The 24588-nt window shown below is 67.9% G+C and carries 25 protein-coding genes; 16 read left to right on the top strand and 9 right to left on the bottom strand.

Annotated features, from left to right (window positions below):
- Positions 1 to 40: 40 nt before the first annotated feature.
- A complete protein-coding gene (locus ACFQ9R_RS33485; protein WP_378996653.1) occupies positions 41 to 676 on the top strand; it encodes a PadR family transcriptional regulator in 636 nt (211 codons plus the stop codon).
- Positions 677 to 823: 147 nt separating this feature from the next.
- Positions 824 to 2035, top strand: coding sequence for an FAD-dependent oxidoreductase (locus ACFQ9R_RS33480; RefSeq protein WP_378996651.1), 1212 nt, complete (start codon positions 824 to 826; stop codon positions 2033 to 2035).
- 66 nt (positions 2036 to 2101) lie between these two features.
- On the opposite strand, the gene ACFQ9R_RS33475 is transcribed toward ACFQ9R_RS33480, so the two are convergent.
- Positions 2102 to 2893: a helix-turn-helix domain-containing protein gene (locus tag ACFQ9R_RS33475; protein ID WP_378996649.1), complete on the bottom strand. Its 792-nt coding sequence runs from the start codon at positions 2891 to 2893 to the stop codon at positions 2102 to 2104.
- 164 nt (positions 2894 to 3057) lie between these two features.
- Between ACFQ9R_RS33475 and ACFQ9R_RS33470 the strand changes: the two genes are divergently transcribed.
- Positions 3058 to 4086: an NAD(P)-dependent alcohol dehydrogenase gene (locus tag ACFQ9R_RS33470; protein WP_378996647.1), complete on the top strand. Its 1029-nt coding sequence runs from the start codon at positions 3058 to 3060 to the stop codon at positions 4084 to 4086.
- Here ACFQ9R_RS33470 and ACFQ9R_RS33465 read toward each other — a convergent pair.
- From ACFQ9R_RS33465 to ACFQ9R_RS33450, 4 genes are all read right to left on the bottom strand, one after another.
- Positions 4035 to 4757, bottom strand: a complete 723-nt coding sequence (locus ACFQ9R_RS33465) for a phosphatase PAP2 family protein (RefSeq protein WP_378996645.1) — start codon at positions 4755 to 4757, stop codon at positions 4035 to 4037. The two genes, ACFQ9R_RS33470 and ACFQ9R_RS33465, sit on opposite strands and share 52 nt — an antisense overlap.
- A gap of 25 nt (positions 4758 to 4782) precedes the next feature.
- Complete coding sequence (locus ACFQ9R_RS33460; RefSeq protein WP_378996643.1) at positions 4783 to 5007, bottom strand: hypothetical protein; 225 nt, start codon at positions 5005 to 5007, stop codon at positions 4783 to 4785.
- A gap of 35 nt (positions 5008 to 5042) precedes the next feature.
- On the bottom strand, positions 5043 to 5828 hold the full coding sequence (locus ACFQ9R_RS33455) for an HNH endonuclease family protein (RefSeq protein WP_378996641.1): 786 nt from the start codon (positions 5826 to 5828) through the stop codon (positions 5043 to 5045).
- Positions 5829 to 6026: 198 nt separating this feature from the next.
- Positions 6027 to 6677 carry a phosphate uptake regulator PhoU gene (locus ACFQ9R_RS33450; RefSeq protein WP_378996639.1) on the bottom strand — a complete coding sequence of 217 codons (651 nt, stop codon included), beginning with the start codon at positions 6675 to 6677 and terminating at the stop codon, positions 6027 to 6029.
- Positions 6678 to 6781: 104 nt separating this feature from the next.
- Here ACFQ9R_RS33450 and ACFQ9R_RS33445 point away from each other — a divergent pair, with 104 nt between their 5' ends.
- The 11 genes from ACFQ9R_RS33445 to ACFQ9R_RS33395 all read left to right on the top strand — a co-directional run bounded on the left by ACFQ9R_RS33445 (position 6782) and on the right by ACFQ9R_RS33395 (position 18320).
- Entirely contained in the window at positions 6782 to 7873 is a 1092-nt protein-coding gene (locus tag ACFQ9R_RS33445) for a calcium:proton antiporter (RefSeq protein WP_378996637.1), read from the top strand.
- 198 nt (positions 7874 to 8071) lie between these two features.
- Positions 8072 to 8917, top strand: a complete 846-nt coding sequence (locus ACFQ9R_RS33440; RefSeq protein WP_378996636.1) for an MlaE family ABC transporter permease — start codon at positions 8072 to 8074, stop codon at positions 8915 to 8917.
- On the top strand, positions 8917 to 9783 hold the full coding sequence (locus ACFQ9R_RS33435) for an ABC transporter permease (protein ID WP_328659724.1): 867 nt from the start codon (positions 8917 to 8919) through the stop codon (positions 9781 to 9783). Before ACFQ9R_RS33440 ends, ACFQ9R_RS33435 begins: the two co-directional genes overlap by 1 nt.
- A gap of 5 nt (positions 9784 to 9788) precedes the next feature.
- Complete coding sequence (locus ACFQ9R_RS33430; protein ID WP_378996633.1) at positions 9789 to 10823, top strand: MlaD family protein; 1035 nt, start codon at positions 9789 to 9791, stop codon at positions 10821 to 10823.
- Complete coding sequence (locus tag ACFQ9R_RS33425) at positions 10820 to 11824, top strand: MlaD family protein (RefSeq protein ID WP_378996631.1); 1005 nt, start codon at positions 10820 to 10822, stop codon at positions 11822 to 11824. The genes ACFQ9R_RS33430 and ACFQ9R_RS33425 overlap by 4 nt, the downstream gene beginning before the upstream one ends.
- Positions 11812 to 12831: an MlaD family protein gene (locus ACFQ9R_RS33420; RefSeq protein WP_378996629.1), complete on the top strand. Its 1020-nt coding sequence runs from the start codon at positions 11812 to 11814 to the stop codon at positions 12829 to 12831. Before ACFQ9R_RS33425 ends, ACFQ9R_RS33420 begins: the two co-directional genes overlap by 13 nt.
- Positions 12831 to 13928: an MlaD family protein gene (locus tag ACFQ9R_RS33415; RefSeq protein WP_378996627.1), complete on the top strand. Its 1098-nt coding sequence runs from the start codon at positions 12831 to 12833 to the stop codon at positions 13926 to 13928. The genes ACFQ9R_RS33420 and ACFQ9R_RS33415 overlap by 1 nt, the downstream gene beginning before the upstream one ends.
- Positions 13925 to 14977 (top strand): MlaD family protein, encoded by a 1053-nt coding sequence (locus ACFQ9R_RS33410; RefSeq protein WP_378996625.1) that lies wholly within the window; start codon positions 13925 to 13927, stop codon positions 14975 to 14977. The genes ACFQ9R_RS33415 and ACFQ9R_RS33410 overlap by 4 nt, the downstream gene beginning before the upstream one ends.
- Complete coding sequence (locus ACFQ9R_RS33405; protein WP_378996623.1) at positions 14974 to 15927, top strand: MlaD family protein; 954 nt, start codon at positions 14974 to 14976, stop codon at positions 15925 to 15927. Before ACFQ9R_RS33410 ends, ACFQ9R_RS33405 begins: the two co-directional genes overlap by 4 nt.
- A 132-nt stretch (positions 15928 to 16059) precedes the next feature.
- Positions 16060 to 16695 (top strand): hypothetical protein, encoded by a 636-nt coding sequence (locus ACFQ9R_RS33400; protein ID WP_378996621.1) that lies wholly within the window; start codon positions 16060 to 16062, stop codon positions 16693 to 16695.
- A gap of 53 nt (positions 16696 to 16748) precedes the next feature.
- Positions 16749 to 18320: a Na+/H+ antiporter gene (locus ACFQ9R_RS33395; protein ID WP_378996619.1), complete on the top strand. Its 1572-nt coding sequence runs from the start codon at positions 16749 to 16751 to the stop codon at positions 18318 to 18320.
- Between the two features lie 45 nt (positions 18321 to 18365).
- Here ACFQ9R_RS33395 and ACFQ9R_RS33390 read toward each other — a convergent pair whose 3' ends face one another.
- From ACFQ9R_RS33390 to ACFQ9R_RS33380, 3 genes are all read right to left on the bottom strand, one after another.
- Positions 18366 to 19028 carry a VIT family protein gene (locus tag ACFQ9R_RS33390; RefSeq protein ID WP_378996617.1) on the bottom strand — a complete coding sequence of 221 codons (663 nt, stop codon included), beginning with the start codon at positions 19026 to 19028 and terminating at the stop codon, positions 18366 to 18368.
- 165 nt (positions 19029 to 19193) lie between these two features.
- Positions 19194 to 20822 (bottom strand): GMC oxidoreductase, encoded by a 1629-nt coding sequence (locus ACFQ9R_RS33385; protein WP_378996615.1) that lies wholly within the window; start codon positions 20820 to 20822, stop codon positions 19194 to 19196.
- Between the two features lie 67 nt (positions 20823 to 20889).
- Positions 20890 to 21444 (bottom strand): YdcF family protein, encoded by a 555-nt coding sequence (locus ACFQ9R_RS33380; protein ID WP_378638999.1) that lies wholly within the window; start codon positions 21442 to 21444, stop codon positions 20890 to 20892.
- 102 nt (positions 21445 to 21546) lie between these two features.
- Here ACFQ9R_RS33380 and ACFQ9R_RS33375 point away from each other — a divergent pair, with 102 nt between their 5' ends.
- Together ACFQ9R_RS33375 and ACFQ9R_RS33370 are read left to right on the top strand one after the other, a co-directional pair.
- Positions 21547 to 23046 (top strand): flavin-containing monooxygenase, encoded by a 1500-nt coding sequence (locus ACFQ9R_RS33375; protein ID WP_378996613.1) that lies wholly within the window; start codon positions 21547 to 21549, stop codon positions 23044 to 23046.
- 79 nt (positions 23047 to 23125) lie between these two features.
- A complete protein-coding gene (locus ACFQ9R_RS33370; protein WP_378996611.1) occupies positions 23126 to 23530 on the top strand; it encodes a hypothetical protein in 405 nt (134 codons plus the stop codon).
- A gap of 58 nt (positions 23531 to 23588) precedes the next feature.
- Here the strand turns inward: ACFQ9R_RS33370 and ACFQ9R_RS33365 are convergent, their stop codons facing one another.
- Positions 23589 to 24077: a MarR family winged helix-turn-helix transcriptional regulator gene (locus ACFQ9R_RS33365; protein WP_378996609.1), complete on the bottom strand. Its 489-nt coding sequence runs from the start codon at positions 24075 to 24077 to the stop codon at positions 23589 to 23591.
- Between the last annotated feature and the right edge of the window lie 511 nt (positions 24078 to 24588).

The raw sequence follows: 24588 nt of genomic DNA, 5'->3' as shown, positions 1-24588 counted from the left end.
ACTCGTAGACGTATATTCGTAGACGAGTAAGGAGGCAGTCATGGCGACCAAGCGCAAAGTGAACAATCTGCTGGCGCTCGCCGTGCTCTCGGTGATCGTGCAGCGTCCGATGCACCGCTACGAGATCGCCGCCACCCTGCGCGCCCACGGCAAAGACCGCGACATGGACATCAAATGGGGCTCGCTCTACACCGTCGTGCAGAACATGGAGAAGGCCGGATTCCTCGAGGTCATCGGCAGCGAACGCGACGGCGCGCGCCCCGAGCGGGTGATCTATCGGATCACCGACGCCGGTCGCGCCGAGATGGCGGACTGGACCCGCGAACTGCTCGCCGCACCCGAGCCCGAACACCACCGCTTCACCGCGGGTCTGTCGATTCTGGCGGTGCTGCCGCCGGATGAGGTGATCGTCCTGCTCGGTACGCGCATCGCGACGCTGGAGCGAATCATCGAGACCACCAGGGCCGAACTCGGCGAGCTGACGCTGCCCCGGTTGTTCCTCGTCGAATCCGAATTCGGCCTGGCGATGCTGGAAGCCGAGGCGAACTGGGCGCGTTCCCTGCGTGACGAGCTGGCCGCGGGCACCTTCGAAGGCCTCGAACTCTGGCGGCAGTGGCATGTCGACGGCATGCCCACCGAACAGATCCCCGAACTCGGTGAGAGGGGGAACAACTAGCTCGACCCCGAAGACCCCGGACCCGGTGGCGTGCGGCAACACCCCACCGAGCCCGAGATACCGTCCCGCAACCAGGCGCACCCGGCCACGAGGTGAGGCAACCACAGGATAGCTGGGTGACGCCGACATCAGATCTGGAGATCACCCATGTCCACCACCCGTTCCGCATTGGTCATCGGCGGCGGCATCGCCGGACCCGTCGCCGCCACCGCCCTGCACAAGGCAGGCATCCAGGCCCACGTGTACGAGGCCTACTCCGGTCCCTCCGAGGGCATCGGCTCCGGGCTCGCGCTGGCGCCCAACGGTGTCGCGGCACTCGACATCATCGGCGCCGGTGACGCGGTGCGCGAGATCGCCCTGCCGGTCGCGCAGATGCGACTGCGCGTGAGCGGCCGCGAACACGTCATGCCGGTGCTGGCCGACCAGCCCCCGCTGCAGGCCGTCGACCGCGGCGAATTGCACCGCACCCTGCACGATCACGCGGTCGCCGCGGGCGTGCCGTTCAGCTACGACAAGCGATTGACCCACGTCGACGAACACCCCGACGGCGTCACCGCGCACTTCACCGACGGATCCACCGCCACCGCCGATGTGCTCGTCGGCGCGGACGGAATCCGGTCCACCGTGCGGGGTCTGATCGATCCGGCCGCACCGGGACCCGACTACACCGGCATGCTCGGCTTCGGCGCCATGGTCGACTGCGACCTCGACCTGCCCGACGACACCATGGTGTTCGCCTTCGGCGCCAGGGCCTACTACCTGTACTGGAAGCATGCCGACGGCCGCGTGACCTGGGGCGCGAATCTTCCCAGCAAGCAGTACCTTTCGCTCACCGAAGCCCGCGCTGTCGCTCCCGAACACTGGCTCGAGGTGCTACGCGAGACCTACGCAGCCGACTCGCCCGGTGCCGAATTCGCGCGCCGCACCACGGCGCAGAACCTCGAGGTCACCGGTGCCCTGCACATCATGCCGCCGGTGCCGCACTGGTATCGCGATCGCATGGTGCTGGTGGGCGACTCGGTGCACGCTCCGTCGAACAGCTCCGGACAGGGCGCGTCACTGGCGATCGAGAGCGGCGTGCAGCTGGCGCGGTGCCTGCGCGATATCGCCTCGCCCACCGAGGCTTTCGCTGTCTACGAGCAGCTGCGCCGGGCCAGGGTGGAGGGGATCGCGGCGCGCGCGGCGAAGATCAACCACAGCAAGACGCCGGGCCCGATCGCCCGCAAGGTGATGAACGCGGTGATGCCGCTCATGGTCAAAACGGTGATGAACCCGGAGAAGACGATGGGTACCGAACGTCGATACCGCATCGACTGGGACGCGCCGGTCCGGGATGAACTCGCCACTGCCGCAGGCTGATCCGGCCGCCCTCGGTTGTCGCACTGCGGCGATCGAGGGCGCACCGGGTACTCGCCCGAGGCGCGATCAGCGACGGGTCGCACGCAGCGCGAGAATGCGCGCGGTCTCCGTGTCGGCGGGCAGGAACGCCTCGAGGTGAAGTTCGGCGAGGGTGACATCGGTGGCCGTCGCGAACGAGGTGAGAGTGGTGATCAGACGGAGGTCGCCGTCTGGGGTACGCAGGTGCAGGGGGACGGCGAAGCCGACGTGGTCGGGCCCTGGGCACGGCGCGGGGAGGTAGCCCGCCAGTTCGGCGATGAGCTGGTCGAGGGCTGGATCGGGCGTGTGGGCGGCGCGGTTTCGCAACGAATCCATGATGTGCCTGCCCCAGTCCGGCAGGTTGCGTACGCGCGGGGCGACGCCGTCGGGGTGCAGGGCCAACCGCAGGATGTTGATCGGCGCGACCAGCAGTTCCGGGGACACGTCCTCGGTGAACAGGTCGAAGGCGGCATTGGCCGTGACGAGTTCGCCGCGCGGGCGAGCGACCAGCGCCGGATACGGCAGATGCCCGTCCAGCACGGCGGTGATCGCCGCACGAACGGGCGCCAATTCCGGAGCCGCCAGATCACTTTCGGGGAAGACGGGTGCGAACCCCGCGGCCAGTAGCAAGGTGTTGCGGTCGCGCAGGGACAGCTCGAGCGATTCGGCCAGCCGCACCACCATCGTGCGCCCCGGTTGCGATCTGCCCTGCTCGAGGAAGCTCAGATAGCGCTGGCTGGTCTCGGCCCGGATCGCCAGGTCGAGCTGGCTGACCCGGCGCCGGGTGCGCCAGTGACGCAGTTGGGGGCCGAATCCGGTCGATGGCGGGGCGGCGGTCATGAATGGAGTGAACCGCGTCGACGGCCGCAACCATTCCCGCCGGGAATCATCCTCCGGCGCCACCTCGCAGAACCGATCGGTCGAGGCGGCACCGATCCCGACCGGCACCTGCCCATACCCTCCGGGGAATCGCGCGGTGACGCCATCACCGACAGAGTTGTCCCATGCCTGACAACGACATCCACCCTGATCACGCCGTCGCCTACCACCTCGGCGGTGGTCTCACCCGGTCCGCGCAGCAGCGGCCGGAACCGGGCCCGCACCAGGTCCTGATCCGGGTCCGCGCCGCGTCGGTGAACCGCCGCGATCTGATGCTGATGGACGGCACCTACCCGCTGCCCGCTACCGCGGGCATCATCCCGCTCTCCGATGGTGTCGGCGAGGTGATCGCGCTCGGCCCCGGAGTGACCCGCGCGGGAATCGGCGACCGGATCACCGCGAGTTACTTCGTCCATTGGGTCGACGGTCCGCAAACCCTCGCCACCGCCGCCGAACAGTACGGCGCGAACTACGACGGATTTCTCGCCACCTACGCGCTCGTCGAAGAGGATTCGATCGTGCACGTGCCCGCCCATCTCACCGACGCGGAGGCGGCGACCCTGAGTTGCGCGGGCCTGGTCGCCTGGTCGGCGCTCACCACACCGGGTCTGCCCGCACCCGGTGCGCGCGTGCTCACCGTCGGTAGCGGCGCGGTGGCGCTGTACGCCATCCAGTTCGCGAAAATCCTCGGCGCCGAGGTCATCTCGATCACCTCCAGCCGGGCGAAGGCAGACCGGTTGCGCGCGCTGGGCGCCGACACGGTGATCGACCGCACCGTGACCGGGAACTGGGGTGACGCGGTGATGGAGATGACCGGGACCGGTGCCGAGCACATCGTCGACGCGGTCGGCCTGCCCACGCTCGAACAATCGGTGCGTGCGGGCGCGTACAACTCGACGGTGACGATGATCGGCGCGATGGCGCCCACGCCGGGAACAACGCTGCCGGACAATCCGTTCGGCTCCTCCTACCTGGCCATCCGGCGCATCGCCGTCGGCAGCCGAACCGGTTTCGAAGCGATGAACCGCGCGATCACGAAGCATCGTCTGCGCCCGGTGATCGACCGCGAATTCGATTTCGACGCCGCCGCCGAGGCCTACGACTACCTGCGCTCGGGCGCCTCGTTCGGCAAGGTGGTGATCGCGGTGGGTTGAGCGCGCCGCACGCGGGTGAACGCGGTGACGCACAGGACCAGCCACAGCAATCCGATGATCCAGCCCGCGAGCACATCGGTGGTCCAGTGGACGCCCAGATAGATGCGCGACAACCCGACGGCGGCGGGAAAGGCGACAGCGAACACCGTGGCGATCACCCGAACCCAGTGCCTGCGCAGCCGCGGGATCACCACGAGCGCCACGATGCCGACGACCACCGTGGAGCCGAGCGTGTGCCCCGACGGATAGGACAGGCTGGGCTCGAAGACCAGCCGCGACGCCTCGGGCGGCCGCTGGCGGCCGACCAGCCGTTTGATCACCCACACCAGCACGCCCGCACCCAGCGAGGTGACGGCGACCAGGGCGGCGACCGGCAGGTTGCGCCGCAGGAGGAAGATCCCGACGGTGAGCGACGCCAGAATCGTCATCGACAGCGTGTCGCCGAGGTCGGTGATCACCGTGGCGATGCTGGTGAGCGGCTCGCCGCGGTGCGCGATCATCCAGTCGAGCACCGCGGTGTCCATCCGGCTGATGCCGCTGGTGACCTCCCAGGTGAGGGCGGTGATCAGCACCGCCGCGGTCGCGATGAGCGCGACCACGCGCGGCGTCCGGCGGCACAGCGCGGACCAGGCGACCTCGGTGGGCGGTGGTTGTCGATAGGCAGTCGGCATAGCTACCAGATTGCCAGCTCGCGCCTCAGGCTTCGAAGACCACCGTGTTTCCCGCGACGTCGCGGGTGCCCGCGTCCTTCTTGATCGCCTTCACCAGGTCGGCGACGCAGTCCCAGGTGCGCGGCGGCTCGCACTCGATATTGCCGATCGTGTACCAGGTATCGGTGCCGCGATAGCGGACGAGGCCCTTGCCCGCGTCGTCGAGCATGACATCGAGCTCGCCGGACACCGTCCCTTCCTCTTCGGTCATGACGGCGCTCTCGGCGGTGATCTCGATGGGCTCGCTTATTTGAACTCTCCTCGGCGGAGGCAGTCATCGACTGCGGTGCGCAACGCGGTGTGCTCGGCGGTATCAACGGTCAAGGCGTATTTTACCTTCACCTTGACGTAGTGCTCGACATAGGCACACCGGAAGTTGCCGGGCGGCAAGTAGTTCGCGGGGTCCTGATCGCCCTTGGAACGATTCGCCGACGGGTCGGCGGCGACCAGGTTCATCGAGTCGTTGGCGATGCGGCGACGGGTGTCCTCGTCGCGGTCGGCCGCGCCCGATCGCCATGCTTCGGCAAGGGCCACAATGTGTTCGGCGTCGACCTTGGACGGATCGGTGATGAACTTGTACGGCCCGAGTTCACCGGTCTTCTTGTCGATGAAGCCGTAGTGGTCCTGCCAGCCGCCACCGGCCGCCACCTTCAGGTCGCAGGTCTTGGCGTCGAGGGTGACCTTGCCGTTGGCGTCGCGCAGCATCATCACTTCGCGGCTGGTGCATTTCGTGTACTGCGCCAGGTCGCCGGTGAAACCGTGCTCGGGCTTGTTGGTATCCCAGTGCGGGAACTTCTCGCGCGTGTAGCCCGTCATCGGGCCTTCCTTCGCGACGACGAGAGTGGCGACCAGATCGCCGACTTCCTTGCCCGACACCGTCGCCGCGCCCGCGGAACCCGGGCCGGGCGCGGTCGGACTCACCTTGTCCAGGAACGTGTTCGCGAGGGTGACCACCACGGCGATAACCGCCGCCGCGGCTAGGGCGAGCAGGGCTCGACCCAGGGGAGAACCGCTGATCGAAGACCACTTCATGCCCGTACCACCCAGATGCTCCGTCGAAAAATGAACCGGCACAACCTAACGGCCGCGCCGGGTGTCGTCAGTGATTGTCCGCTATGAGGTTCCGCACAGCACAGCGCGAACTGATTGCGGCTCAATAGCGTTCATCTATCGACGGAGGTGACCGGCGGCGCCGAAGTGCAAACCCATAGTGATGGAGATCACAATCGATCAGTCGGGCAGTGATCCCGTTTCGGGCGGAATGCCGGTGTCCAGGAACCGGATCAGGCGTGCGATGCGCGCGGCATGGTCGACGCAGCGCTGGAATTGGCTGCCGAGCAACGCCATATCGATCGCGGCTTCGGTGCTCACGTCGGCTTCGGTGAGGGCGGTGCGCAATTGCTTGCACAGCGTCTCCATCGCCTCGACATCGGCGCTGCCCCCGGCGGCGAACCGCCCGCTCGCCACCGACGCGCTCACCCGCGCCACACACCCGGCCGCGAGCGTGCCCATCGACACGAGTTCGGCGATCACCGGTGCGGGCGCGACCGCGGCCGGATGGGCCCGATAGACGTACTGCCCAGCGGTTTCGGTGCGCCGCCCGATCCGCGACAGCTCACCGGCCACCTGAATCGCGGTCACCACATGACGCAGATCGCGCGCCACCGGCGCCTGCAGCGCGAGCAGCGCCATGGTGCGGGATTCGCAGGCGGCGAACATCAGCTGTAGCTGCTCGTCGAGCGCGAACACCTCGTAGGTGGCCGCGAGGTCGGCGCCGGCCAGCGCCTGGGTAACCCGCTCGGTCGCGTCATGGGCGACGCGCGACATCAGGGTGAGGTCGTTGGCCAAAGCGACGAGCTCGAGGGTGAACTGGGTCCGCACGCGCTGAATTGTTCCCCATCGAGGGGGTGTGAGTGAATCCATCGCCGAGATCCGTGCGGTGACGATTCCGGGTGTGCCCGGCCGTAGCTGGAAGGATGGGGGTCATGATTGCCGCGTTGACGACTAAATGGACCCTGTACGTGCCCATCCTCGCCGCGCTCGTGCTCGTACTCAGCTGGGGGCGTTCCGTACCGGGATTGATCGTCGCGCTGGTGAGTGTCGCGCTGGTCGGCGCGGTGCTCTCGGCGGTCTATCACGCGGAGATCGTCGCCCACCGGGTGGGCGAACCCTATGGCTCGCTGGTCCTCGCGGTGGCGGTGACCGTGATCGAGGTGGCGCTGATCGTCACGATGATGATCTCCGGCGGCGACAAGGCGGCCTCGCTCGCTCGCGACACCGTGTTCGCCGCGGTGATGATCACCTGCAACGGCATCTTCGGCCTGGTGCTGCTGGTCGGCGCGCTGCGCAGACGGGTGGCGGTGTTCAACGCGGAAGGTACCGGTGCCGCCCTGGCCACCGTCGCGACCCTGGCCACGTTGAGTCTGGTGTTGCCGACCTTCACCACCAGCGCGCCGGGCCCGGAGTTCTCGCCCGCGCAGCTCGCCTTCGCCGCGGTCGCCTCGCTGGCGCTCTACGGGCTGTTCGTGATGGTGCAGACGGTGCGTCACCCCGACGACTTCCTGCCGGTGGAGGACGGCGGCGCGGTCGACGACAGCGACACCCACAGCCACGCGCCGTCCAACAAGATCGCGTTGATCAGTCTCGGGATGCTGGTACTCGCCCTGGTGTGCGTGGTCGGCTTGGCCAAGGTGGTCTCGCCCGCGCTCGAATCGGCGGTGGCCTCGGCCGGATTGCCGCAGTCGGCGGTGGGTGTGGTGATCGCGATGCTGGTGCTGTTGCCCGAGACGATCGCCGCGGTGAACTCCGCGCGCCGCAATCAGGTGCAGATCGGTTTGAACCTGGCACTCGGCTCGGCGATGGCCAGTATCGGTCTGACCATCCCGGTGATCGCGATCGCGACCATCTGGTTGAGCGGGCCGCTGGTGCTGGGTCTGGGCGCCACGCAGATGGTGCTGCTCGCACTGACCGTCGTGGTGAGCACGCTGACGATCGTTCCCGGCCGCGCGACCCTGCTGCACAGTGGTGTTCACCTGGGGTTGTTCGCGGCGTTTGTGTTCCTGGCCGCAAGTCCGTAGCTGGGGTGTTGCGGATCACAGGGCAGGTCGACCTGTCATGGAAACCGCGGAAAAGCGACGAGGGTCACCCACTGGAAATTTTGTTGTGACGCAGAGTACCGGTTAGCTTGCTGGAGTTGGCACCGACGCCGAAGCCAGAGAGTGCGGTATGAAAATCACCAAGCCCCGTGCTTCACGAGCGGCCCGGAGGCATCTCTGATGTCTACCGATCTGCACTCCGCGAAGCCGGATTCCGCTACCCAGATCGTCCGCAAGAACTTCACCGACACTGTCGTGTCGTCGCTGCGGACCTTCGGGCGGGCGGTAGATCTCGCACAGCAATCGGTCGGCGGCTCGTTCTCCGACATCGCCCGCAGGCAGTTCCAGTGGCGGGAGACCCTCGTGCAGGCCTGGCGCCTGATCACGGTCACCGCCATTCCCGCGATCCTGATGGCGATCCCGTTCGGCGTGATCGTCTCGGTCCAGGTCGGCAACCTGATCCACAGCCTCGGCGCCGACTCCATGCTCGGCGCCACCGGCGGCCTCGGCGTGATCAAGCAGGGCGCGCCCATCGCCACCGGCTTCCTGCTCGGTGGCGCGGGCGCGGCGGCGATCGCGGCCGACCTCGGCGCGCGCACCATCCGCGAGGAGATCGACGCGCTCAACACCATGGGCATCAACCCGGTGCACCGGCTCGTCATCCCGCGCCTGGCGGCCATGCTGCTCGTCGCCCCGATGCTCAATGTGCTGATCATCTTCGTCGGCGTGCTGGCCGGGTACGCGGTCGCCGTCGGCGGGCAGGGCGTGACCCCGGGTAGCTACTGGTCGACGTTCGGTTCGTTCGCGACCGCCGGTGACGTGTGGGTCTCGCTGCTCAAGGCGCTGATCTTCGGCTTCCTGGTCGTGATCATCTCCTGCCAGCGCGGACTGGAGGCCAAGGGCGGACCGCGCGGTGTGGCCGACGCGGTGAACGCGGCGGTGGTGCTCTCGGTGGTCTCGATCGCGATCGTGAACCTCCTCGCAAGCCAGATCAGTGCCATGTTCCTGCCGACGAAGTTGGCGTGATGGCTGCCTCGTCGTACATCCCCACCTCGCTGCACTGGCTGCGCAAGCCCGCCCGCATCGGCAAGCGGATCGTCACCGCCGGTGAATCGCTCGGCTTCGTCGCGGTGTTCGTCTGGCAGGTGCTGTCGTCGGTGCCGCTGACGCTGCGCCGCTACCGGGACGAAACGCTGCGCGCGGTCACCGATATGACCTGGGGACGCGGGTCGATCATCGTCGGCGGCGGCACCGTTCCGATGATGATCGTGCTCGGCCTGGTGATGGGCGCCTCGGTGGGCGTCGAATCGTTCGCCTCACTCGACATGCTCGGCATGGGCCCGGTCACCGGCGTGATCTCGGCCTACGCGACCACCCGTGAGCTGGCCCCGATCGCGGCGGCCATCGGCTTTGCCGCCCAGGCCGGTTGCCGGATCACCGCCGAGATCGGCGCGATGCGCATCTCCGAGGAGATCGACGCGATCGAGGCGCTCGGTCTGCGTTCGGTGCCCTACGTCGTCACCACCCGGGTGATCGCCGGCGCCATCGCCATCGTGCCGACCTTCCTGATCGCGCTGATCCTGGCGTATGGCGCCTGCCGCGGACTGCTCACGATGGTCTACGGGCAGTCGGCCGGTGTGTACGACCACTACTTCTTCCAGTTCATCTCCGGCTTCGACATGATCGCCGCGGTGATCAAGGTGGCCGTGTTCGGCACGGTGGTGATCCTGGTGCACGCCTACTTCGGGTTCTTCGCCACCGGCGGCCCCGAGGGGGTCGGCATCGCCTCCGGTCGCGCGGTGCGCGCCAGCTCGGTGGCCATCATCGCCATCGACATGGTCCTCACGATCATGCTCTGGGGCTTCAACTCGGCGATCAGTTTTACGGGGTGAACTAGATGCCTAACTATGGAATGCCCGGCGTCGCGGCCGATCGGCGCACGTCGCGGCTGACCGGCGTGATCATCCTGTCGGTGATCGCGGCGATCGCACTGGCCTATGTCACCTACTCGAATCTGCGGACCGAAGACGGTCTGCGCATCGCGTTGCACACCGAACACCTCGGTGACGGCATCAGCGCGGGCAGCCAGGTCCGCGTCGACGGCGTGACGGTCGGCGAGGTCGCCGAGGTGACCCCCGGCGCGCGCGGCACCCAGCAGATCGCGCTGCTGCTCGACACCGAGCGACTGGTCGGCATCGACGACAGCCTCGCGATCGACTACGCCCCGACCAACCTGTTCGGCATCGCCGAGATCGAATTGCGCCGTGGCGCGGGCGGTTCGCCGCTGCGCGAGGGCGCGGTCCTCGACCTCACCGGCACGAACAACGACCGGGTCTACGACGCGACGATGAGCGCCATCCTGCGCAGCCTCTCGCAGGTCGGCATGACCGTGACCAGCCCCCAGATGGCCACCGTTATCTCCCAGCTGGCCGCCGACTTCAAGGCCTTCACTCCGCTGGTCCAGGCGCTGATCACGGTCTCCAAGACCCTCGCCGACAACCAGGACGTGATGCCCTCGGAGCTGTTCGGCAAGCTCGGTCCCGCCTTCGACGGCGGCGGTGAGTTCGCGGGCGCCACTATGAAGGTGATCGACCAGCTCAGCGATATCCGAGTGACCCAGGTCGACAAGGAGCGCTACGACATCGGCGTCGGGGTGATCGGCGGCGGCATCCTGCCCGCGCTGAGCACCACCCTGAGCACCGCGGGCGGGCACTTCGCCGAGACCACGGACATGCTCGCGCCGATGCTGCTCGCGCTGGCGCAGATGTCGCCGAACCCGCGCCGGACCGGTGCCGATCTCACCGCGCTGCTGCAGAACCTGCGCGGCGCGATGCCCGACGGCCCGAACGGCCCTGTCCTGAATCTCGACGTCGAGCTCAGCGGTGTCCCCGGCATCGCGGTGCCGCTGTTCGGAAAGGCCGGTGGGCGATGAAGATTCGCGGAACCGCACTGCGCCTCGGCGTCTTCAGCCTGGTGATGATCGCCATCCTCGGCATGGTGTTCACCCTGATCAAGCGCCCGGTCGACGGCGACACCAACGCCCATGACGCACTGTTCACCGACGCCAACGGCCTCAAGGTCGGCAACGACGTGCGGATGTTCGGCGTGCAGGTGGGCAAGATCGAGAAGATCAGCCTCGAAGGCGACAAGGCCAAGGTCGCGATCACGGTCAAGACCGACACTCCGATCTACGACAACTCCAAGCTGGCGATCCGCTACCAGAACCTCACCGGCCAGCGCTATATCGACCTGCAGCAGGCGCCGAACCCGGGCAAGACCATCGCGGCAGGGGCACGGATCGGCGCCAACATGACCGTCCCGTCGTTCGATGTGACGAGTCTGTTCAGCGGCCTCAAGCCGGTGCTCGCCACGCTGTCGCCCGAAGCGATCAACCAGTTCACCGCGAGCATGCTCGCCGTGATCGAGGGCGACGGCACCGGCCTCGGACCCGCGCTCACCGCGATCGATCAGCTCGCGAGCTATGCCGATGACCGTCAGCAGGTGATCAGCACCCTGATCCACAACCTGTCGGAGCTGTCCGAGCGTCACGGCGGCAAGGTCGGGCACCTGGTGCCGCTGCTGGCCCGGCTCACCGACATCTTCGAGGCGATGCAGCGCAATATCGGCGGTGTCGCGCAGTTCGCGATGACTGCGCCTTCGGTGCTGGCGCCGGTGGACCGCTTGCTCGCCTCGCTGGGCCTGGTCGAGGGCGGCGGCGCCGATGTCGACGCGATGATCCGCGCGCTGTTCCCGAATCCACAGGAAGCCGTCGAGGTGTTCGGCAAGCTCCCCGGTCTGCTGGCCACGGTCGACGCCTCGCTCGCGCGCGGTTTCGCCGACTTCACGCCGCACTGCAGCAACGGCGCCGCCGAGGTGCCCGCGCCGCTGCAGGTGCTGATCGCCGGACAGAAGGTCACCGTATGCAACCGCTGAAGAAGCTCGCCGCGCTGTTCGGCGGCGATCGCCCGATCCCCGATGAAGCGGGCAAACTCGCACGGGAACTGCGGATGGGGATCATCGGCCTGAGCCTGGTCGTGCTGTTCATCATCGCCGCGGGCGTGGTGTACGTGGTGCCGCTGGGCAAGCACACATACACCGCCGAACTCAGCGAAGCGCAGTCGGTGCGCGAGGGCGACGACGTGCGCCTGGCCGGCATCTCGGTGGGCAGCGTCACCTCGCTGGAACTGAAGCCCGACAAGGTGCTCATGCGGTTCACCGTGAAAAACGATGTCTTCGTGGGTGATCAGACGTCCCTGGATGTTCGCATGCTCACCGTGGTCGGCGGTCACTACGTGGCGCTCTACCCCGCAGGCTCGAAGCCTCTGGGGGACAAGGCGATTCCCACTGATCGAATCCGCCTGCCCTACAGCCTGATCGAGACCTTCCAGGACGCGACCGCGCCGCTGGCCGCCGTCGACGGCGACACCGTGCGCAACAACCTGGCCGCCGCGAACTCCGCGATCGCGACCTCGCCGGAAGCGTTGCGCACCACGCTCGACACCGTCGGCAAGTACGTCGACATGCTCGACCGCCAGCGCAGTCAGGTGTCGAAGTCGATCGCCGTCGTCGACGAGTACATCACCATGTACGACGGCGCCAAGGCGGATCTGGGCAGGCTGATGGACAACGTCAACATGCTCGAAGACGTGCTGCTGAGCAAGCGGGCCGAAATGGCCGAAGCGGTTCGGTTGCTCACCTCGGTGGTGAATCGCCTCGCGGGACTGGCCCCGACCTGGGATTCCACCCTGAAGCCGCAGGTGCAGGCGCTGGCCGACGCGTTGCCGCGGCTCGGGGAACTCAGCAGTCAGCTCGAGCCCGTCATCGGCACAGTCGGTGCGCTGCAGACCAAGTTGTCGCAGCTGACGACCCCCGAGGCCGGTGTGGTCGTCGACCAGTCGAGCGCCCGCGTGTGCGTACCGCTGCCCGGGAAGGCGTGCTGATGCTGAAACGACTACTCGGATCCCAGGCGTTCATGTCGATCGCCGGCGTCACGGTGCTCGTGGCGCTGGTCGCGGGCGGCTACTTCGTCGCCTTCGATCCGCTGAAGAAGACCGAATCCTATTGCGCGCTCATGCCCGACGCGATCGGCCTCTACCCGGGTAACCATGTCACCATGCGCGGCATGGATGTCGGCGAGGTGACCGCGGTGCGCAACGAGGGCGCCAAGGTCCGTGTCGAGTTCGAGGTCGACGCCGAATTCGATGTCAACTCCGACGCTTCCGCCACCACCGTCGCGTATTCGGTGGCGGCGGACCGCAATCTGGCGGTGCTCACCACCGGCAAGACCGCGCCGCCGCTCGCGGGCGGCTGCATCACCAAAACGCTGACACCCAAGAGCATCACCGAAACGCTCACGGCGCTGGCCAGCCTGTCCGACGAACTCTCCGGCGGTGCCGCGGGTGCGCCGAGTGCGCTGTCGGACGGCCTGTCCTCGCTCAACCGCGCCACCGAGGGCACCGGCCCGACGGTCAACGAACTCATCCACAAGCTCGGTTCGGCGATGAACAAGCCCGACGCCGACATCGGCCATCTCGCCAGTCTTTTCGACGCGTTCGCCTCGGTCTCGAACCGGGTCTCCGCGAACTGGGGCGACCTGCAGACGATGCTGGTCCGGCTGGCCCCGCTGCTCAACATGGCCTCCGACGACCTGCTCGGCCCGGCCACCTCGCTGTTCGACGGTCTCGGCGAGCTGTTGCCGATACTCAACGATGTCGCCGTCATTCTCGGTGATCCGTTGATCGGCGCGCTCGACGACGTGGTCCCGCTGGTGAAGTTGTTGCGCGCCAACGTCGGATCGCTCAGCGAGATCGTGGCGAAGATGCCCGCGCTCGCCTCCGCCTTCCGCAGCGCCACCGATCCCGCGGGCGGCACCGCGATCACCTACGCGCCGCCGAAGGTCGCCTTGCCCGTCGGTGACGCAGACCAGGTGTGCGGCGCGGTGAACGAGCTGATTCCGGGGCAGTGCCCCGACCCGGCGCAGGGACTGGCCGATGTGAATCTCGTGCAGGTTGTGCTGGGAATGGCAGGTGCTCGATGAACACCCGAAAGATGTTGCGCCGCAGTGTGGTCGCACTCGTCGTCGCGGCCGGACTCGCGGTGGGTGGCTGTGGTTTCGACCCCGCCGAAGTGCCCGTCCCCGGCTCGACCGTCAGCGGTTCGACCTACCGTGTGCAGATCGAGTTCAGCAGCGCGCTGAACCTGCCCGCGAAGTCGAAGGTGATCGCCAACGGCGCCGAGATCGGCATCGTCGACGGTGTGCGGGTGGTCCAGCCCGCCGACGCGCCCGCGGGCCGTGGCGGTTACGTCATCGTCGAGGCCGACATCCTCGACACCGTGCAGCTGCCGGCGAAGTCCATCGCCGAACTGCGCCAGGACACCATCCTCGGCGACATCCATCTCTCGCTCACCACTCCGAAGGACGGCTTCGGCGACCTGCTGCGCGACGGCGGCACCATCCCGATCGAGCGCACGAAACCGCCTGTGCAACTGGAAGACACGATGGCCACCATGGCTCTGTTCGTGCAGGGCGGTGCGATCGGTCAGCTGCAGGAGATGCTCGGCCGGATCAACTCGGTGATGCCACCCGATCCCAAGGAAACCGCGCGCATCTCGGCGGTGATGGGCGCCGACGCCGCCGACCTGGCAGCCCATCTCGACCAGGTCGACCTGCTGGTCAACGGGCTGAGCCGCAATGCGGCGATCCTGCACGACGACACCGAGGAAGCGCTGACCAGCATCCTCACGCCCGAGGCCGTCGCCTCGCTGACGGGCACCCAGGATTCGATCGCCAAGACGATGAAGATCTTCGACGCGCTCGGCCCGGTGGGTTCCTCGCTCACCTGGCTGGCCCCGATCGCGAGCTCCGGTGACGCCGCCGCGACCGCGTTCCTGCCGCTGGCCACCGGCGGTTCGGCCGACCTGCGCTCCTCGACCAACATGGCGCTGCTCACCGCGCTGTTGCGCGACAAGATCATTCCCTTCGTCGAGAACGGCCCGAAGGTGAACGTCACCGGCGTCCAGGTGTCCGAGGAAGACCAGGTGGCGCAGATCGTCACCGCGCTGCGGATGATCGGAATGGTGCGATGAAGATCGGTGCACTGGCCTCCCTCGGCGGCATCGCCGCCATCACCGTGCTCGGCGCGAGTTACCTGACCTTCGGGGTGGTGCGCGTCGACCCGTTCGCCGACTACACCGCGGCCTCGATCGAGATCGCGAATTCCGGTGGCCTCAGTGTCGGTTCGCCGATCCTGCTGACCGGTATCGAGATCGGTGAGGTCACCGGCGTCGACACCTCGGCGAGCGGTCGGGTGCAGGTCGGCTTCCGGTTCGGCGCCGACCACAAGGTGCCGATGAGCAGCGTCGTCACCATCGAGCACCTGTCCTCCCTCGGTGAGCCGTACGTGCAGTTCGTGCCGCGTGACGCGAACGGTCCCTATCTCACCGACGGGCAGCGACTGTCCGGGGAGAACGTGCGCACTCCGATGTCGATCCCCGAGGTCGCGCGGCTGGTCACCAAGACCGTCGAGCAGCTCGATCCCGCGGTCGTCGGATCCCTGGTCGACACCCTCGGCACGGCGATGGTCGGCACCGAGAATGTCGTCCCCGAGCTGGCAAGGGCGGGCGACCTGCTCGCCGCGGCCCTCATGAGCCGCGCACCGGCGATCGGCGAGTTGCAGAACAACTTCGAGTACGTTTCCGGCGACATCGGCTGGGCCGGGCCGGCTACCTCGGCCGCCGCGCCCGCCTTCATCCGGTTGAGCCAGGTGATCGACCAGTTCGTCGAATCGGTCGGCCGGGCCACCGAAGGCGATCCGCAGATGCACCTGCGCGAGGGTGGTCTGGTGCCGTTGCTCGAGCAGCTCAGCGCCAAGCTGAACGAGCTCGGCCCCGAGCTCTCCGCCCTGCTGCCCGGACTGCGCCCGCTCACCGAATCGGTGACCGCGGCCGCTCCGCAGCTCGATCTGAGCGCACTGATCGCGCAGGCTCTGCACAACACCGACGCCGACGCGGTGAAGGTGCGGGTCGCGATCAAGTAAACATCCGGCAACCATCGGATATAGGTATCTGCCCTGGCCAGTGGTTGTTCCGTCGACCGGAGCGATCTGCGAGCAACCGTACGGTAGCGTGACCGAACGAGGGGAGACCTGGTCCGCGGCAAAGGCGGTGCGATGGCAGAGAGCAGCGAGGGTCCACAAACACGGACCGGCAGCAGTACTCGGATGATCGCGATCGCGGCGGTACTCGCCGCGATCCTCGCGCTGGTGGTCGCGCTCGGCCTGGTGATGCGCGCCGACCAGGGTGGTGACGACAACCCTTCGGTGAATCCGATGGGCTCCGACGCCAACGGTCTCCCGATCGCCGGGACCGATCAGGACCAGGAATTCGCGCCCCCGTGGCCGGCCAGGCGGGTCGGCGGGAACTGCTCGGCCGGTGGCATCGTCGCGCATTGGCGCGTCCACGACGACGGCAGTTGGCAGTGCACGGTGACCACTCCCGACGCCCTGCCCCCGGCAGCGGCCCCCGCGCCGCCGCCACCTCCGCCCCCGCCGCCCGGAACCGAACCCGCCCCCGGGCCCGTGCCTGTCGAGGCACCTCCGCCGCCTGCGTTCGAGCCGCCGCCTCCGCCGCCTGCCAACGAGCCGCCCGCCTACGAGCCGCCGCCTCCGCCCGAGCCGCCGCCCCCGGTCTTCGAACCCGAACCCGCCCCGGCGCCGCCCCCGCCCCCGCCGCCGCCCCCTGTCCTGCAACTCCCGTTCCCCCTCCCGCCGATTTTGCTCCCACCCGCGGCGGCCGTCCGGCCCTGACCGGCGGCGGGTCGATCCCCGTGTGCCGCCGATGTCGGTGAGACTGGTCAGCTATGGACCAGTTGGTGCTGACTCTGGTGATCCTGCTCGCGGCTGTGCTCGCCGAACCACTCGGCGCGCGCCTCGGTCTCGCGCCGTCGATCCTGATGACAGTGTTCGGCTGCCTGCTCGCGCTGATTCCGGCCGTGCCCAGCCTGCACATCCCGCCCGAGCTGATCCTGCCCCTGGTCCTGCCGCCGCTGCTCTACGCTGCCGCGCGCCGCACGTCATGGCGGCAGTTCGCGGAGAACTGGCAGATCATCGCGTTGCGCGCGGTGGGGCTCGTGATCGTCACCGCGATCGCGGTCACCGCGGTCTTCCACGCGTGGAATCCCGCCACCGCGGTCGCCGCCGGCCTGGTGCTCGGCGCCCTGGTCGCACCGCCCGACCCCGTCGCGGCCACGTCCATGGCGGGCAGCCTCGGCCTGCCACGCCGATTGATCGTGACCCTCGGCGGCGAAGGGCTGTTCAACGACGTCACCGCGATCGTCATCTACACGGTCGGAATCCAGGCCGTGGTCACCGGCCTGTTCTCGCCGTGGCACGCGCTCGGTGACTTCGCGATCGCCGCGGTGGTCGGCGTCGCCGTCGGCCTGCTGCTCGGCTGGCTCGGCAGCAAGCTCACCAAGTATCTGGACACGGCCACCGGTCAGGTCGCGGTGAGCCTGCTGCTGCCCTTCGCCGCCTACGGCATCGCCGAGCACTGGGAGGGCTCGGCGGTCCTCGCGGTGCTGGTCTGCGCGCTGTACCTCACCGATGCCGTGACCGAGATCGGCGACCGCGACTATCGGCTGGTCGCCGACTCGTTCTGGGACATCACCGAAATGCTCATCACCGGTTTCGCCTTCGCCCTGATCGGCCTGGAACTTCGGGTGGTCATCGACACCACCGGACACAACTGGCCCGGACTGGCCGGGGTCACCGCCGCGGTGATCGTGGTCGTCGTCGGATTGCGCCTGGCTTGGCTGATGGCCACCTGGGCGATCAGCAGCAAACTACCCAACACCGACGAACCGTTCACCTGGCGCGAGGTGATCGTCACCTGGTGGGCGGGCATGCGTGGGGTCGCGACGGTGGCGCTGGCACTGGCCGTGCCGTTCACCCTCGACACCGGCGCCGACTTCCCCGCCCGCTCGGAAATCCTGTTCATCGCGTTCGCGGTCGTGCTGTTCACCCTGCTCGTGCAAGGCCCGACCCTCCCACTGGTGGTCCGCCTCACCGGGGTGCACGCCGACACCCGCCAGGAACGCGCCGTCGAACAGGCGCTCTGGACCAGGGTCGTCAATGCCGAACTCACCGAACTCAAAGCGATCGCCGCCCGCGACAACCTTCCGGAGGACGTCTACGAGGACCTCAAGGCGCTCCTGCGCCGGCTGTCCGCCAAAGCCGATCCCGAGGCGGCCGATGCCGATGCGAAAGCCACGCTGGACAAGGAACGCAAACTCGCCTCCCAGATGCGTGCGGTCCGTGCTGCCGTCACCGAGGCGGGCCGTCGGGAAGCCCAAGCCGCTCGTCGCGAACCCGGCATGCCCCCGGATGTCGTCGACCGCGTCACCCGCCGGCTCGACCTCGGCCCGATGCATTGAGCGCGCACCGTTTCCGGCACGGTCGCGCGCCGACCTGCCCGGGGCTCAGCCGATTCCCAGCGAATCGGTGGCGGCACCGATTCCGTAGGTGATCGCCATGGCCAGCGCACCGCCGAGCACCACTCGCAGCACCGCGCGTCCGAGATTGCTACCGCCGAGCCGCGCACTCACCGACCCGGTGATCGCGAGGGCGATCAGCACCGCGGCGAACGTCACCGGTACCCGCCATGCGGTGGGCGGCAACACGATCGCCAGCAACGGCAGCAGCGCACCGCAGGTGAACGCGATCGCCGAGGAGATCGCGGCCGCCCACGGGTTGGTCAGCGAGCGCGGGTCGATGCCGAGTTCGGCCTCTGCGTGCGCGGTGAACGCGTCGTGGGCGGTGAGCTCGGCGGCCACGGTGCGCGCGGTGGCCGGGCTGAGGCCCTTCTTCTCGTAGATCCCGGCCAGCTCGGCCAGTTCGAAATCGGGTTCATCCGCCAGTTCTCGGCGTTCCTTGGCGAGCAGCGCCTTCTCCGAATCCCGCTGCGTGCTCACCGACACGTATTCGCCCGCGGCCATCGAGATCGCGCCCGCCACCAGTCCCGCGATGCCCGCGGTGAGGATCGTCTGGGCGTTGTTCGTGGTCGCGGCGACACCGACGACCAACCCAGCTGTGGAAACGATGCCGTCGTTCGCGCCGAGCACTCCGGCACGCAACCAGTTCAACCGGGTCGCAAGACCTTCGGTATGCGGCTCATGCGGATGATCTGACCGGGGCGAACCCCCGGCCTTCCGCGGACGACTGTTCTCTGCGGGCGAGTCCGGCACCCGCTCAGCCTAGTGGGCACAACCAGCAGATCATCGGCTCGCCGCAGACAAGTCGGCCACCGCTCAGTTCCGTCGGGCAATCGGGGAATCAGCAGTGGCCGCCAGGGCCGCGCGCAGCGTGTCGGCCAGACGCACCGCGAGCGCGATCACGGTCAACGTCGGGTTGACGTGCCCGTTCGTCGGAAAGACCGAACTGCCCGCGATGTAGAGGTTGTCCACCCCGTGCACCCGGCAGTGCTGGTCCACGACCCCGTGCCGGGGGTCGGCCGACATCCGGGTGGTGCCACTGGGATGCGCGCAGTCGGTGAGCGGTAGGGGATCGGCGCTGTCGGGCAACGCCGTGGGAACTACTTGCGGCGCGGGCAACCCGAGCCGGGCGAACTCGCCCACGAGCAATGCTGTCGCCCGGCGCACCGTTCGATCCTCCTGATCGCTGATCCGCCAATCCACCTGCGGCAGCGGCATTCCCAGCGGGTCGGTGCGCGTCGAGAGTCGTACCCGGCTGTCGGCGTCCGGTGTCTGCTCCACTACCGCCCGCACCTCGACATGGACCAGCCGGTGTGGCAACCCGGCACCGTCGGCCGATCTGCGCCGCGCACCGCCGGCCACAAGTCCGGTGTCGGACAGCATGATTCGCAGGTCCTGCCACCGAACCCGGCCACGCAACAACCGCTTCGCCGAGTCCCACGGATCGTCGTCGGCGGTGATCTCCTGCAACCACAGCGCACAGTTCACCAGTGACTCGCGCCGCTGCACCGCGGGCGACAACGCCATTCCGTGCAGAAAGGTGTGCTTGCCCCGCGCGCTCTTCACCACGTACTTGCCGAACCGATCGAGCGCTGCCCGGGCTTGCGCGGGGCGCAGCGTCGCGACCACGCCGCTGCGATGATCCATCAGGCATCGCCCCACCTGGTCGTACCGATTCCCGATCCCGCCCACGACGGTGCGCCGCGACGCCAGCAGCAGCCGTGGTGTCGCGATTCCACCCGCGGCCAGCACGAACACCCGCGCCTCGACAGTGCGTACACGGCCACCCGCTCCGGTCACCTCGACCGAATTCACATGCGCGCCGGTGGTATCGGTATCGATATGGGTGACCGTCGCGTTCACCAGTACCCGCGCGGTCGGCGCGACGATGTCACGCACCCGCGGCCCCCACCGTTTGCAGTCGAACCGGTTGGCCGGGTCGCGGCTGAACTGCCAGAAGCAGGAGCGCAGCGCGGCGGTGTCGAGCGCGTCGGCGGGTGCTTGCCGCCCGGCCAGCGGCCAGAATTCGTGCTCGGTGAAGCCGGTGCCGTGCCCGAGCCCGGCGTGCGCGGCGGCACGGTCGGCGAAGGGGCGCAGTGCGCCCGCGTCGATCGGCCAGCCGGAGCGGGTGACCCAGGGCCGAGTGGCGAAGTCGAGGTCGTCGAGCACGCCACAGCGCCCTGCCCAGGTGTGTGAGCTGCCGCCGAGCACCCGGTTTCCCGCGATCCGGTGCGGTTGCGCGCGGGGTGCGCCGATGTTCTCGATCGCGGCGAATGCTCTGTCGTCCGCGGTGATCTCGTGTCCGCCGCTCTCCAGCACCAGGACCCGCAGTCCGGCGGCGGCGAGTTCGGTGGCCACCGTCAGGCCCGCAGGGCCCGACCCGATGACGCAGATCTGGGTGCGCAACGCGTCGTCACCGACGGTGCGCAGATCCTCGACAAGCATCGGCGGTCCTCTCACCGGCGGTGCCCCCGCACCGCTGTTCTCACTGTAAGAGCAGCGCCATCGTGTGTCAGTCGGTCTCGCAATGCTGATTGACAAAAGCCCTGATGTACCCGGCGGATTGGCGCACATACATATACGACCAGAACCCCAGCCCCGATTCCGACGGGCTGGCGACCATGGTGATCTCGCCGTCGTAGCACTTCTCCACGATGTACCTGGCGCGCGACACGTGCGGCGTGAAGGTGACCACGATGATGTGGTTCCACCCGTAGATCTTTGCGCGCCGGACGATTTCGCGCGCCTCACCATCGGTGGTCCACGGGTCGGGCACGAAACACGAGACACGGAAGGCGAATCGGCCGCCGCAGTACTTGTCCATCATCGGGTCATCGGCGCCGGTGGACTGCGAGATCAGCACCTCGGGGGCGAGTCCGCGCTCGGCGAGTTCGATGCCGAGGTCGAACCGCTCGTACGGGGTGCCGCCGAGCACCACGATCACATCGGCGGGCCGCAGCGGGTCGATCTGGGGATGCACGAAGACCGGCCAGCCGGCGAATGCGGCAGCCAGCACGGTGACCAGTGCGCCGACGAGCAACCATCCCGCACGCCGAAAGATCGACACGGCACCGACGATACCGAAATCTCCACGATGGCCGCCGGGCCCGCGATCGAGGCGGACCACACGCTCTTCTGCCGCGGTCCTCCACCAGGCACACTGGAGCCCATGACCGATACCGCCGTTGCCCCCGAACACCTCGACGTCGTCATCGTCGGCGCCGGGTTGTCCGGCATCGGGGCCGCTTACCGGCTGCAGACCGAGCACCCGCATCGCAGCTACGCCGTCCTGGAGGCGCGCGCCGACCTCGGCGGCACCTGGGACCTCTTCCGCTACCCGGGCATCCGCTCGGATTCGGACATGTTCACCCTCGGCTACCCGTTCAAGCCGTGGCGCGCGGCCCGCTCCATCGCCGACGGCGCCGCGATCCTGGACTACATCCGCGAGACCGCGCAGGAGAACGGCATCGACCGGCACATTCGCTTCGGTGCGCGGGTGATCGGCGCGGATTGGTCATCGGCGCAGGCCCACTGGCGGCTCACCATCGCCCACGAGGGCCCCGACGGCCCCGAGCTGAGCACTCTGACCTGCGGTTTCCTCTATGCGTGCGCCGGCTACTACGACTACCAGCAGCCACACGCCCCCGAGTTCGCCGGTCGCGACACCTTCGCGGGCACCGTCGTGCACCCGCAGTTCTGGCCTGCCGACCTCGACACCCGCGACAAGCGGATCGTCGTCATCGGCAGCGGCGCCACCGCCGTCACCCTGGTGCCCAACCTCGCGGCCGACGCCGCCCACGTCACCATGTTGCAGCGCAGCCCCACCTGGATCAGCGCCGTCCCCGGCCGCGACAAGCAGGCCGACAGGCTCCGCGCGCTGCTCCCCGCCGGTCTGGCCCACCGGCTGATCCGGACCAAGAACATCCTGTTCAGCGTCGGTTTCTACCAGTTCTGCCGCCGTCGTCCCGCCGCCGCGCGCAAGCTGCTCACCGACCTCGCCACCCGCATCCTCAAGGACGACAAACTCGTCGCCGAACATTTCACACCCGATTACGACCCCTGGGACCAGCGCCTGTGCGCTGCCCCGGACGCCGACTTCTTCAAGGCGATGAAAAAGGGCAAGGCCTCGGTGGTCACCGACCGGATCGACGCCTTCGTGCCGGAGGGGATCCGGCTGGTGTCGGGGGAGACGCTGCCCGCCGACATCGTGGTCACCGCCACCGGCCTGCGCCTGTTGGCCTTCGGCGGCATCGCACCCTCGGTCGACGGCACCCCCGTGCCCCTGGCCGACCAGTTCGTCTGGCAGGGCGCCATGCTCACCGGCCTGCCCAACTTCGCCATCTGCGTCGGCTACACCAACGCGTCCTGGACCTTGCGCGCCGACCTCACCTCCCGTTTGGTCTGCAAAGTCCTCACCCACCTCGACCGCACCGGCAGCGCCGCGGTCGTCCCCGAGCCCAAGGGCGCGCTCGCCGAACGCCCACTGCTCGACCTGAACGCCGGCTACGTCTTGCGCTCGATCGCGGCGTTCCCCCGTCAGGGCGACCGTCATCCGTGGCGGGTCAGGCAGAACTACCTGCTCGACGCGCTGATCACCCTGCGCACCGACCTCGGCAAAACCCTGCGACCGGTGCCGCGCCGGGTAGCGGAGTTCACCCGCAACGGGTGAGGCGCGGGGTCCGTCGGGTTTCTACCGTTGTCGTGTGCCGTGGTGGCACGTGGCATTGACCTGACGGAAAGGCCCAGCGATGACAGACACGAATCAGCACCGGGTGCGCGACGGAATCGCGGCAGGAACCTCCATCGGCGCTGGCATCCTGCTGGCGGTTGTCGGTGTCCTGCAGATTTTCCAGGGAATCTCCGCGGTCGCCAACGACGATCTCATCGTTGTCGGACCGGAGTACACCTTCCAGTTCGACCTCACCAGCTGGGGCTGGTGGCACATCGTTCTCGGCGCGATCGCGGTCATCGTCGCGATCGGACTGCTGGCCGGTCAGACGTGGGGCCGGGTATCGGCGATGGTGATCGCCGCCCTGTCGATCATCGCCAATTTCCTGTGGCTGCCCTACTACCCGTGGTGGTCGATCCTGATCATCGCCATCGACATCGTGGTGATCTGGGCGGTGGCCACCTGGCGACCGAACAACGCCTGAGCTGTCCTGATCCATCCGACCGACGCCGCCCCGGATCTTCGAGGCGGCGTCGGTCGTCTCAGTAGTCGAGTGCCGTTTGCCCCGACTCGGCGTCGCCGAGCGTGTGGATCAGATGCGATGAGAGCCGTTCGCCCAGGACCGCGAGCTCGGCCTTCTGCGGATCGTCGAGCCCGTCGAGCACCAGCTTGCGCACCGCGACCAGGTAGTCCGGTGTCGCCTCCACCACCTTGGCTTGCCCGCTTGCGGTGAGTACCGCGTCGATACCGCGCCCTGATTCCGTCGCTTCCCGCCGCGCCCAGCCCACCCGCTCCAGCTTCGACACCACGTGGGAGAGCCGCGAAATGGACCCGTGCCCCCGGGCCGCGAGCATGCTCAACCGCATCCGGCGTCGCGGCGCGTCGTGGAGCAGGGCCATGACCCGGTACTCGAAATGGGTCACGCCGAACTCTCGTTGTAGTCGTGAATCGAGTGCGCTCGGTACGCGCATCGAGAGGGTGATCACCGCGCTCCAGGCGCGACGCTCGACCGAGTCGAAATCCTCTATCACCTCGGCCTACCTTCCACCCAAGTGTTAGCTATGAAATTGCTGAACGAGGGCAAACTGTATATCGGAGGGCGGGTTCTGTCTATGCTTGTCGCGTCATGAGGCCAGGTGGAACGTGTGTTATAGATCATCCACGGCCTGGACGAATGATCAGTTGCCATCCGATCGCCGGGCATCCACCCTCGGCGAGTGCGATGTTCGCCGACCAGCGCGTGGCTTGAACCCGCAGCACCGCGGTGGGCGTGAGCTGGGGAAATGCTGAATCTTCCAGGCGATTTGACTTCGCGTTTGTCGGCACGTAACTTTATTCCAGTCAGAGCGACACGGACACCGACTCAGCCGCCCAGCGGCCGAGACACGAGGTAGGACGATGAGCGCCTGACTGACTGCGTGTTCAGAGGGACTCGGTACGGATTTGTTTCCGGCCGGTTGTCTGAGCTAAGTTTGAACCCTTGCCTCACCGAAACCCCTCCGAGAAGTTGTGGGTAGAAGTGTGTGCGTGTGTTCTTTGAGA

Origin of the sequence: Nocardia sp. NPDC056541 (genome assembly GCF_042794235.1) — a bacterium.
Taxonomy (GTDB): Bacteria; Actinomycetota; Actinomycetes; order Mycobacteriales; family Mycobacteriaceae; genus Nocardia.
Note: the sequence above shows the minus strand (reverse complement) of the source record. Positions and strands in the feature narration are given on the sequence as shown.

Coding starts and splice junctions, on each gene's coding strand:
- ACFQ9R_RS33370 (WP_378996611.1), top strand. CDS start 23,126: ATGACAGACACGAATCAGCACCGGGTGCGCGACGGAATCGCGGCAGGA.
- ACFQ9R_RS33415 (WP_378996627.1), top strand. CDS start 12,831: ATGCTGAAACGACTACTCGGATCCCAGGCGTTCATGTCGATCGCCGGC.
- ACFQ9R_RS33480 (WP_378996651.1), top strand. CDS start 824: ATGTCCACCACCCGTTCCGCATTGGTCATCGGCGGCGGCATCGCCGGA.
- ACFQ9R_RS33475 (WP_378996649.1), bottom strand. CDS start 2,893: ATGACCGCCGCCCCGCCATCGACCGGATTCGGCCCCCAACTGCGTCAC.
- ACFQ9R_RS33470 (WP_378996647.1), top strand. CDS start 3,058: ATGCCTGACAACGACATCCACCCTGATCACGCCGTCGCCTACCACCTC.
- ACFQ9R_RS33460 (WP_378996643.1), bottom strand. CDS start 5,007: ATGACCGAAGAGGAAGGGACGGTGTCCGGCGAGCTCGATGTCATGCTC.
- ACFQ9R_RS33445 (WP_378996637.1), top strand. CDS start 6,782: ATGATTGCCGCGTTGACGACTAAATGGACCCTGTACGTGCCCATCCTC.
- ACFQ9R_RS33395 (WP_378996619.1), top strand. CDS start 16,749: ATGGACCAGTTGGTGCTGACTCTGGTGATCCTGCTCGCGGCTGTGCTC.
- ACFQ9R_RS33375 (WP_378996613.1), top strand. CDS start 21,547: ATGACCGATACCGCCGTTGCCCCCGAACACCTCGACGTCGTCATCGTC.
- ACFQ9R_RS33430 (WP_378996633.1), top strand. CDS start 9,789: ATGCCTAACTATGGAATGCCCGGCGTCGCGGCCGATCGGCGCACGTCG.
- ACFQ9R_RS33385 (WP_378996615.1), bottom strand. CDS start 20,822: ATGCTTGTCGAGGATCTGCGCACCGTCGGTGACGACGCGTTGCGCACC.
- ACFQ9R_RS33410 (WP_378996625.1), top strand. CDS start 13,925: ATGAACACCCGAAAGATGTTGCGCCGCAGTGTGGTCGCACTCGTCGTC.
- ACFQ9R_RS33420 (WP_378996629.1), top strand. CDS start 11,812: ATGCAACCGCTGAAGAAGCTCGCCGCGCTGTTCGGCGGCGATCGCCCG.
- ACFQ9R_RS33465 (WP_378996645.1), bottom strand. CDS start 4,757: ATGCCGACTGCCTATCGACAACCACCGCCCACCGAGGTCGCCTGGTCC.
- ACFQ9R_RS33425 (WP_378996631.1), top strand. CDS start 10,820: ATGAAGATTCGCGGAACCGCACTGCGCCTCGGCGTCTTCAGCCTGGTG.
- ACFQ9R_RS33405 (WP_378996623.1), top strand. CDS start 14,974: ATGAAGATCGGTGCACTGGCCTCCCTCGGCGGCATCGCCGCCATCACC.
- ACFQ9R_RS33455 (WP_378996641.1), bottom strand. CDS start 5,828: ATGAAGTGGTCTTCGATCAGCGGTTCTCCCCTGGGTCGAGCCCTGCTC.
- ACFQ9R_RS33485 (WP_378996653.1), top strand. CDS start 41: ATGGCGACCAAGCGCAAAGTGAACAATCTGCTGGCGCTCGCCGTGCTC.
- ACFQ9R_RS33440 (WP_378996636.1), top strand. CDS start 8,072: ATGTCTACCGATCTGCACTCCGCGAAGCCGGATTCCGCTACCCAGATC.
- ACFQ9R_RS33435 (WP_328659724.1), top strand. CDS start 8,917: ATGGCTGCCTCGTCGTACATCCCCACCTCGCTGCACTGGCTGCGCAAG.
- ACFQ9R_RS33400 (WP_378996621.1), top strand. CDS start 16,060: ATGGCAGAGAGCAGCGAGGGTCCACAAACACGGACCGGCAGCAGTACT.